7 protein-coding genes and 1 pseudogene are annotated in these 10,251 nt (G+C 43.1%); 4 read left to right on the plus strand and 4 right to left on the minus strand.

Annotated elements, in window-relative coordinates; genetic code table 11:
* Positions 1–290 (minus strand): annotated as a pseudogene (locus EO95_RS07770) (chromosome segregation ATPase); the annotation flags it as partial.
* A gap of 263 nt (positions 291–553) precedes the next feature.
* Here EO95_RS07770 and EO95_RS07775 point away from each other — a divergent pair.
* The 4 genes from EO95_RS07775 (at position 554) to EO95_RS07790 (ending at position 5,565) form a co-directional block, all read left to right on the plus strand.
* On the plus strand, positions 554–1,648 hold the full coding sequence (locus EO95_RS07775; protein WP_235282911.1) for a winged helix-turn-helix transcriptional regulator: 1,095 nt from the start codon (positions 554–556) through the stop codon (positions 1,646–1,648).
* 616 nt (positions 1,649–2,264) lie between these two features.
* Entirely contained in the window at positions 2,265–2,768 is a 504-nt protein-coding gene (locus tag EO95_RS07780; protein WP_048133654.1) for an amino acid-binding protein, read from the plus strand.
* Positions 2,765–3,790, plus strand: coding sequence for a homoserine dehydrogenase (locus EO95_RS07785; RefSeq protein WP_268767892.1), 1,026 nt, complete (start codon positions 2,765–2,767; stop codon positions 3,788–3,790). The genes EO95_RS07780 and EO95_RS07785 overlap by 4 nt, the downstream gene beginning before the upstream one ends.
* 68 nt (positions 3,791–3,858) lie before the next feature.
* Entirely contained in the window at positions 3,859–5,565 is a 1,707-nt protein-coding gene (locus tag EO95_RS07790; RefSeq protein WP_048133656.1) for an ATP-dependent DNA ligase, read from the plus strand.
* Between the two features lie 130 nt (positions 5,566–5,695).
* Here EO95_RS07790 and engB read toward each other — a convergent pair whose 3' ends face one another.
* The 3 genes from engB to EO95_RS07805 form a co-directional block, all read right to left on the minus strand.
* Positions 5,696–6,325 (minus strand): GTP-binding protein EngB, encoded by a 630-nt coding sequence (gene engB, locus EO95_RS07795; protein WP_048133657.1) that lies wholly within the window; start codon positions 6,323–6,325, stop codon positions 5,696–5,698.
* Between the two features lies 1 nt (position 6,326).
* Positions 6,327–7,310: a DHHA1 domain-containing protein gene (locus EO95_RS07800; RefSeq protein WP_048133658.1), complete on the minus strand. Its 984-nt coding sequence runs from the start codon at positions 7,308–7,310 to the stop codon at positions 6,327–6,329.
* 650 nt (positions 7,311–7,960) lie between these two features.
* Positions 7,961–9,565 carry a BatD family protein gene (locus EO95_RS07805; RefSeq protein ID WP_048133659.1) on the minus strand — a complete coding sequence of 535 codons (1,605 nt, stop codon included), beginning with the start codon at positions 9,563–9,565 and terminating at the stop codon, positions 7,961–7,963.
* Positions 9,566–10,251: the final 686 nt, after the last annotated feature.

A 10,251-nucleotide genomic window follows, 5' to 3' on the forward strand; every position in this document is an offset into this window, starting at 1 on the left:
TCTATACTATCTTTTTCGTTATTTTCTGGACCTGTATTGCCATTGGCATCCTCTATACTATCTTTTTCGTTATTTTCTGAACCTGTATTGCCATTGGCATCCTCTACACTGTATTTTTCGCTATTTTCTGAACCTGTTTCTGAACCTGTAGCACTCTCGCCTGCATACTGGATCCCACTTCCATGCTCTGACGAGTCCTTAGTAGCAAGTGATCCTCCAGGCAGTACACAGAATAATATTAATATAAATGTAATATAAGCCAGATATCGAACAATTCTTGATTTTTTCATCTGACTGCCTCCTTTGGCAAGTTAAGATACTGTCATATTAAGATAGGGAGATATAAGCATACTTTTCGGAATAAGACTGATTAATAACAATAAATGGGCTTCCAAGCTTGATAGGATCTTTATTTTCTTGATAAAACTTTAATTTGCCTTCAGTACGTTTTAACTTCTTACGAGGAAAAGTAAAAGATTTATGCTAAAAACCCATTTAAAGCTTCGTGAATTTTAGAAAGCTCTGCAAAATCGCCTGCGTATTCATTTTCCTAATGTGTTTTCAGGGGAACGCACTTGCGGCGACTATTCACGGGACCGTGTATGAGTGGTACAGCTTCAAACCCCTCGAAAACTCAATAGTTGAGATCAACTCTACTCCGGAGCAGTCCTTTGTTGCAACGGATGCTGAATACTCTTTTAACCTTACTCCAGGAACCTACTTGATAACAGCCAATTATTTTGAAGAGGATACTATAGTTTATACGGCTGAAGAAGAAGTTATAGTTTCCGACGAAGGGGAATTCGTTCATGACCTTCTACTTTTCCCTACTTATCAGGAAGATCTTCTTGACCAGGGGGACTTCGAAAATGTTGACCTGGATTTTGAGGAGGCAGAGCCCCAATCTCAGGCAAGTTCGCAAAATAAGGTTAGCTCACAAAATACGGTTTTAACTTTTGCTTTACTTGCAATCTGTATCCTGCTACTGGCTGGTTATTTCGTGAAAAAGGAAAAAAGGAACCCTCCTGAAAAGACAGCAGGTTCCCCGGGGAAAAAGGGAAGTCTAAATGCATCAGGACTAAATGCATCAGAACTCAATGCATCAGAACTCAATGCATCAGAACTCAATGCATCAGAACCTGAAAATTTAACAATAGAGGTAGAGACCTCGGAACATGCAAAATCCAATAAAGCAGGTTCTATTGAAGTTTCAGAAACCGACCAGGAGCTTCCTTCATCTCTTAACGTTGAAGAATGGACTGGGAACATATCTGGGACAGAGATGCCCGTGCAGCAAAATGTAAAGCTGGCAGAAGATTCAAAGGTATCTATTAATCCCTCGGAAGAAGAATTTGATTCGTTTAGTCCCGGTGATCTGGAAATCCCTGAAGCAACTCTCCCTGATGATCTGAAAGAGATTATGAGTCTGATTCGAGCTAATGGAAACCGAATTACTCAGAGAGAACTCCGTAAAAAGTCTCCGTATTCGGAATCCAAAGTAAGCCTTATGCTTTCGGATCTTGAAGAACGCGGATTGGTTGAAAAGTTCAAAAGGGGCAGAGGAAACATTATCCGAATTCCTGATGGAGAGGTTATCAAGCAGGGATCCCAGAGCAAGAAGGAGTCAGGAGGAAACGGTACTTTATAAGAAAATGACTCTTTTCTTCACATCTTTTGAAAAACCGTCAATAGCAAACCCCGTAAATAGCAAACTATATAACTGAATTCATCTACTAAGCAGCAGGAAATATTAATAAAAGTTTGAAAGATCTGGCACATGATATTCCTTGATACCCTTTTTGCTCATTTATACATGATTACCTTCTACATTCAATGGAATGCCATTAAATGTAAACTGTATTATCATGGTAAAAATCAGGGCAAATATCTCTCAAAGATAAGGCTGACGGAAATTTAGTGTCAGAATAAAGATCTTAAGGGTCAGAATAAAGAATTACAGAATAGAAGTAACGAATTATAAAATCATAACACATGAATTAAATTTATAATATCTGATTCGCCAGCAGATGGGTTATCAATAAGTTATGAAATCAGCTTTAAACAGTATAATTTGAGCCGGTGTCCATATGCTGATATATTATTATAACCTTGACAGTGAGCTGACTGAATTAGATTACTGGATATTAAATTTAATACATTTATTAATTTGATATATTTATTAAATTGATACATTTATTAAATTAATATATTATTACTTAAACTTCATATCTAATCTAATTATTATAAATTGCATGAGGGACAGTATGCGAGTTTCCATGGACATTGAATTAAAAGATGTGCCCGGGCAGATGCTTTTAGCCCTCCAGCCTCTTTCGGAATTTAAGGCTAACCTGATAACTGTTTTACACCACCACCAGAAGCGGACCCCCAGAAAAACAGTTCCTGTACAGCTTGTACTTGAGATAAAGCCTGAGAACATCGGAGCAATAAAAGCAAAGCTTGAGGAAAACGGGATAAAAGTCGTAAGGGTTGGAGAACACCGTTTCAGAGAGAGCATAAATGTAGTCCTTATAGGGCACGTGGTCCATACAGGGATCCAGGATACGATTGATGAAATTGACAAGACCGGGTTTGCGGAGGTAGTTGACATCTCGCTATCCATGCCGGGTATTAATCTGCTTTCTTCAGCTCTGATCAGAATCGATGCTGTGGGTAAAGAGGATCTGCAAAAGGCGCTTGACATCCTTAAAAAAGTCTCGGTAAGAAAAGACCTGCTTATGGTTCTTCCAATAGACATCCATGCCTGAAAAAACATAGGAGATTTGAAAACATGAAAACAGTGCGCTGCTCTATTCTAGGATTTGGTGCAATTGGACAGGGTGTAGCCGAGGTACTCCTTATGAAAAAAGAGTATCTGGAAAGTATCGGGCTGGAAGTTCTGGTGGTTGCGGTTGTGGATTCTAAAGGGGCTACTGTTAACCCCGAAGGAGTGGATCTAGCCGACTGCCTTTCCCGCAAGAGGACAGGGGGCACGGTTGCCATAGATAAGCTCACAGGTGTTGAGGTTATAAGGTCCGTAGACCATGAGCTGGTAATCGAAACCACTCCTACAAATATTGTCACTGGAGGAGCAGGTCTTCAGAACATGATTGCAGCTTTCGAGACCGGCAAAGATGTTATTACCTCCAATAAAGGACCTCTCACCCTGAAGTACAGAGAACTGATGGAAGCTGCGAAAGCAGCCGGATCAAACTTCAGGTTCGAAGCTACAGTCGGCGGCTCCATGCCCATTATTAATCTGGCAAATGAAGTCCTTGCTGGAAATAAACTCCGAAGCATCAAAGGAATTCTTAACGGGACCTGTAACTATATCCTCACCAGAATGCTTGAGGAAAGGGCAAGTTATAAAGATATTCTTGCCGAGTCCATGGAACTCGGAATTGCCGAAACCGATCCGACATATGACGTTGAAGGAATTGATACGGCCTGCAAACTGGTAATTCTTGCCAATTCAATTTTCGGGCTTGATGCGACATACAGGGACGTTGAGGTTACAGGAATCACGAAGATCACGCCTGAGGCCCTGGAAATGGCTTATGAAAGAGGGCATGTGATAAAGCTTATAGGAGAGGTCAGCAGGGAAAGAATACATGTTGCTCCCAGGCTTGTGCCTATCAATCATCCACTCGCTGTAAAAGGCACCCTTAATGTGGCTTCTATAGACACTGAGCTTGCAGGAGAAATTACGGTTACAGGCAAAGGCGCAGGTCCGATCGAAACAGCAAGCGCAGTTCTCAGTGACCTGGTTGCAATTTACGGAAATCGATAAGTACTGGAAATATCGGCCTTCAGAGACCAGAATCTGAAAAAACATAAAACGAAAAAGCTGCGTGGACCATGACAAGCTTCAGGGAATTTGCAGAAACCTGCCAGACGATTGAAAAAATATCGAGCACTATAGAAACTACAAATAAGGTTGCTGACCTTCTCAAAAAGGTTGACGTCGAAGAGCTGCCTCTTGCAACTCACTTTATTATGAGTGAGGTTTTTCCTGCCTGGAGTGGGGAGCAGCTCGGGATTGGCACAAGCCTGCTTTATGTTTCCCTTTCCAAAGCCTCAGGTATGTCTGTACAAAGTATAGAATCTCTTATCCGGACCACTGGAGACATCGGGGATACCGCACTTCTTATCCTTAAAGAAAAACGAAAGAATCAGGTTACATTTTCTTCTTTCCTCGAAGAGCAGCCAGAGCTTTCAATAACTGAGGTTTACCAGCGTTTCAAGACCGCATCCGAAGCTTCCGGCAAAGGTTCACAGGACGTTAAGGTCAGAAACCTTCAGTTTCTATTTACTTCATCAACCCCGAGGGAAGCAAAATACATCTCCAGGCTTGCACTTGAGGAACTCCGCATAGGAGTAGGGGAAGGAGTTGTAAGGGATGCCATTGCAAAAGCCTTTTCCGTCCCTGCAGATGTAGCAGAACATGCCTTTATGGTCACAAACGACCTCGGGATAGTGGCTGCAACTGCCAAGAAAGGTGGGGTAGAAGCCCTCGAAAGTCTCGGGATCGAAATTAACCGTCCCATAAAGATGATGCTTTCGCAGATCAGCCCTGATATAGATGCCGATATCAGGGATATGAAGGAAGCTGCAATTGAGTGGAAATTCGACGGGGCAAGAGTCCAGATCCACAAGAGTGGAAATTCGGTTACTCTTTTTTCCCGAAAGCTTGAAAACGTCACAAATTCCCTCCCTGACCTTGTCGAAATAGTCCGGAAACATGTAAAGGCTGAATCCGCAATCCTTGATGGGGAAGCCGTTGCAGTAGATGAAAATGGGAGGCCTAAAGCCTTTCAGGAGATCCTTAAGCGTTTCCGGCGCAAGTACGATGTTGAAGAAAAAATGCTCGGAATTCCTATCCAGCTCAACCTCTTTGACATCATGTACCTGAACGGCAGAACCCTGATTGATCTCCCTCTTGTTGAGCGGCGAAAAGCGCTTGAATCCTGCGTGGAGAGCTCCGTTGAGGACTCAAAATCCATCTGCGTGGACGAGCAGGTGATAACCGGAGACCTCGAGGTTGTGGAAAAAATCTACAGGGAAGCCTTAAGAGCCGGGCACGAAGGCGTCATGGTCAAAAATCCTAACTCATTATATTCTCCCGGCAAGCGCGGTAAAAACTGGCTGAAGAAAAAACCCCTTATGGAAACCCTTGACCTTGTGATCGTGGGGGCAGAATGGGGCTTTGGGCGCAGGGCAAACCTGATAGGCTCGTATTCAGTTGCCTGCTACGATCCCGAGACTTTACGCTTCCTGCAGGTTGGCAAGGTGGGTACGGGTCTTACCGATGAGCAGCTCAAAGAACTTACAGAGATGCTCTCAGGGCTAATGGAAAGCGGAGAAGCCGGAGGGGTATTTGCCATAAGGCCGAAGGTTGTTCTGGAAATCGCCTTTGAGGAAATCCAGAAAAGCCCCAACTACGACTCGGGCTTTGCACTGCGTTTTCCCCGCTTCATCCGTATCCGGGACGATAAAGACCCCGAAGAAGCAGATACAATCCAGCGGATCGGGCGCGTCTACAGCCAGCAGCTGAAAAGGCTCTGAAAGGCTTATCTCCGCTATATTTTGAAAGATTAGTTAGAGTAAGCAAAATAATTGAGTTAAAACAGAACGGGTAAAACAGAACTGTTTAAAATATGCTGTTAAAAATTAATGTGGCCTGTTTAAGGATGGATCAAACATACTTGAACAGGTCGTCCCTTTTCATTTCGTGCAGCCTATCCCGGAGAAGTCCCTTTAAGGCTTTCAAATCTCCTTTTTTAGCACTTATAGGAGCGATGATATGCTTCCAGTTCTGCCATGGAGGCTCAAGTCCGAGACGAACTGAAACCTCGTCAAGGAGATAGTCATATTCGTCTGCTTTTACTTTGTCCATCTTGTTTGTAGCAACGATTGTGTCAATCCCAATTTCCCTCATGAAATCAAACATTTCAACGTCGATAGGAATCTGGTTCCTTGAATCCCAGCGGTCGACTACTTCCGGGAAAGCCGGGCCGTCTATTACAAGGACCCCGAGTTTGATCCTTTCGGCATTCTTTTCGATATAGCGTACTGTCTGGTCTTTTACAATATCCTGTTTCCGGTCTTTCACTCCGCTCATGAAGCCGAAGCCCGGCATATCCGTGATAAGAAGGTCTGACGCCTGGGCGTGTATGGGACGCAGGGTAACACCCGGGCGTCTCCCAACCCTTACTTTTGCTCCGAAGATCTCCCTGAGAAGGGAGGACTTGCCCACATTTGAGCGCCCTACAAAGATAATCTCAATATTTACGCCGTTTTCAGCTGCAGTCTTGCTGGTTTCCATTTTATTTTACCTCATTTGCTTTCCCTAGTCTGGTATCGAAAGCCCGGAGGAAAACCTCCAGCGAATCTTCGGGGATGCGCGCTCCTGCTGCAACAGGGTGCCCGCCGCCGCTTCCTCCAAACTTAGGTGCAACCGAGCGCAGTATCCGATTTACATCCACATTTCCGCGGGAACGTATGCTAAGATCATACACACCTTTTTTCTCACGGTACTCGGCTGCAATTCCCACTTCTCTCTGGCCGTAGGAGGCTGCATAGATCGCTGCCTTTGAGATAGAGTTATTCGTATTTACAATATACGCACTGTTTTTCAGGACTTTCACGTTTTCTTTAACAAAAAGCCGGGTTTTCTCTTCATTAATTGCAGCTTCCCTGGCAAGCTCGAGCAGGTCAGGTATATTTGAAGGAATTACGTCCTTTGATAGGGGTTCAATCAGGGTTCTTTTAAACTCGTATTCTTTTCCTTTCTGGAGTATTGCCTGGATCAGGGCTCCAGCCTGGAAATAGAGGCTTCTTTTGTCCCAGTCTCTTACCCAGCTCTTTACACAGGGCGTGTTGTCACAGAAGTCCCCTATAGCTCCGTAGATTGCTACCCTCCGCATTTCCGGGCTAAGGAGCTCTTCAAAGACCCTGTAGGTGAGCTCTGAGGCACATACTCCCGTATCGTGATAAAACCAGTCTTCTTTTCTGCATCTTTCCGGAAGGGGATGGTGATCTATGTAGTACAGGCTGCATTCTTCCGCAATTTCCTCAAGTGTTGAGAGGAGTTCCGAGCAGTGCCTTTCCTCGATTGCAATATCGCAGATTATAAGATTCTCAACGTCCTCAATGAGATCTAACGTATCGAGAAGGCTGACCGGACTTGTAAAGTAGACATATGCGTCCGGGTAGGCACTTTTTGCAATTGCCCCCGAACATATCCCGTCAGAGTCTCCGTGGGTCAGGATCAGGGTTTTTGCTTTAGGCTGGTTCTGGAGTTCTTTCATGTTTTGATTCCGTTTTCTTCTTTTAGAAGGTATATTTTTGTTTTGATCTCTTTGTAAGGCGTCTGATTTTTGAATTTCATTCAACGGTTTTATGAAAGTTCTACGTTCTAATTGTTAATTTTATCTTTTTATTCTAATGAGCTGGCAGTCCTGATCGACTGGTTGACCTATTCCGGAATCCCTGAGGAAATCTTTCTGTTCTCTCTTCCTGCGCCGCACCGGACCTGGGCCAGCCGTCAGCCAGATCAAAAATAACCGGCAAACGAACACCGCAATTAAGAGAGATAACATACTGAAGAAATGCCTCCTGGTTCAGGAGAATACTTTCCTTAACCCCGAAAACCGGCTTTCAATTCAAGAAAATCGAAGTGCCTCCGACAGCTTGTCTGGCGGCCCTGCAAAAAAAGCAGAAAAAAGAAAGCAGAAAAAAGAAAGCAGAAAAAAGAAAGCAGAAAAAAGAAAGAAGAAAAAAGAAAGAAGAAAAAAGAAAGAAGAAAAAGACAGGCAAGTAAAACAGGGTGCCACGCAGAAAAAAATTAATGACTGAGGAGACTGGTTTTAGCAGTCTGGTGAGTGCAGTGGCCAGGGCGGAAAAGGATGCTCCGGAAAGTCCGGAAGCATCCGGAATAATATTTGACTTTTTTAGTCATTCAGTTGCTTCTCTTTCTCAGGAGCCCTGTTCCCGCCAGAAGCCCTGTTACAGCAAGTATGGAACCGAATCCAGGGGTATCTCCATAATCTTCTTCCGTCCCGCCGGTTTGTGTCTGGCTGGCGGGTTCATTTTTCTCCTGGTTGGATCCTGTTGTCCCTTCCGGCTGTGAGTTGCTTCCTTCAAGGGTCATTGGCGTTCCTACATAAACAACAGGAGTTTCTGAGTTGACCTCTCCTGAATATTTATCGAGATCGAGGAAAGTTGCTTTGCAGGCAGGAAGCTGGACTTCTCCTTCTTTGTGCATCTGCAGGATGTAAGTGATTGTCTTTGAGCTGCCGCTCCCAAGTACCTGCTTGAAACTCGTTTCTCCGCTTATTAATTTGGCCTCAGAGGGCACGACGTCGGTTACTGTTACACTTGCATCAACATTTCCAGTGTTCTTTGTAGTGACCGTTACAGTCAGTTCGTCTCCGGGGTTTAGCTGCTGTTTGTCAATCTTTTTCGTAATTTCAATATAGGGCCCGTAAATTTTTATCGTATCCGACTTCTCGGAATCCACTTTTCCGCTCTGCCCGTTTGCAAGGGTGAAAGTAGCTGTGGTTTTCGGGACGGTAAAGCTCCCTGGTCTTTCCGGAATGAGGGTATACTCAAAAACCTTTTCAGCCACTTCTCCGGCTTTCAGGGAAAGTGTCTTTTCAAGGGATACACTTTCTTTAAGGTGCATTCCGGAAACAATCTGATCTTTGAGGTCGATATTGTTAATGTCGCATAGCCCTCCGTTCCGAACAGTGACTGAAACATATACCTGTTCCTCCATATGGCGCTCTTGCGTAGCACTCTTCGAAACAATGAGGTCCCATTTTTTTTCGACTTTTATACTTTTGGAACCTTCGTGTTCATACTTATTGCCCTTGAAGTCTTCGCATGTGGTTTTTGCAGTTATCTTGAAATTTGTATCTTCCCAGGGAGTGGGCGTTTTCAGTGTGAGAGTAATGGGCTCAACAGTCTCATCTTTGAGGATCTTTGTGTATGTGTATTTTGTTTTTCCACTAAGTACTTCCAACCCGGCGGTATCAACAGTCAGCACAACGTTTTCAGCCTTTGCTTTCCCGTTATTTTTAACTGTTATCGTTACATCGATTCTGCCATCCCCTGTAGATTTAGAATCGTATGTATCTTTTTTAGTTTCGATCTTTATGTCAAAACCTGGTTTTCCTCTTACAAGAACATCCAGTTCAGCATATGGATTCCAATTTCCGGTCTTGAATTCCTTTCCATCTTTGGTAAGTATTTCATAATTCGGATTTACACTCTGGGCATAAACCTTTATCTCATCATTATATTCAAATTCCAGACCTGCCGTAAGAGGACATGTCTTTAATTTTTCCCCATCCTTTGAAATCGAAACGAAAACCATCTTATCTTCGTTGAAATCCTCTGCTTTTATTTCATACCCGTCTACGGTTATTGTACTTCCCCAATATAGTTTTGCATTATTCTGTTTCTCCACCCACTCCACTTCATCTGCCGCAAAAGCGGCCATTGAGAGGCCGGAGAAGATAAAAACGGCAAGTAATACGATCAGTGCAATCCTTTTAGCCATGGTTACCTTCCTTGATTTTGATTATGTTTATATCGGGCCCGGGCAATGGAAACGTACATTTTGCGTTTCTGTGAAATTTGCGGCTTGGTCAATATTTTATATATTTCTATATTTTTATTTTTTAGGTGATATTCTACAACAGCCGTATTATTTTTATGCGTAGCATAGTCTTCGCCCCAGCCCACTCCCTCTTAACTAATTAGTTTCAGGTCCCTATTTTTCAATAATGTATTTATAAATATAAATTTTATAAGTTTGTCCATCTCTTCAAAATATCTTAAGTAAATCTCTATAAATTATCTTCACATATTCTATTTTAATTTTTGCTAATGATTTCGCAAATTTTGATTGAAAGAGGACCTCCTTTAGAATGGAATCTTTGTTCTGTTGATGAGCTTTTAGTTTATGAATGAAGTTTTAACTCAGGGCTGGGATTAAATGTCATAAACACTTAATCTGAATTCTGGCAATTAGAATTCTGACTGGCGAAAACGAGTACTTTTAAATTTTCCGGTTTCCGGAGGTTTTTTCCATGAAACTTACTGAAATTGTGCATATCCTTGAAGAGATAGCTCCACCTGAGCTTGCTGATGACTTTGATACAGGTAGAATTGGTTTGATCCTTGGTCTTGAGGATGATGTGAACAGGATAGCAGCTGTCTCTTATACACATCTGACGCTGCCGA

The sequence above is a fragment of the Methanosarcina sp. 1.H.T.1A.1 genome (assembly GCF_000979295.1).
Taxonomy (GTDB): domain Archaea; phylum Halobacteriota; class Methanosarcinia; order Methanosarcinales; family Methanosarcinaceae; genus Methanosarcina.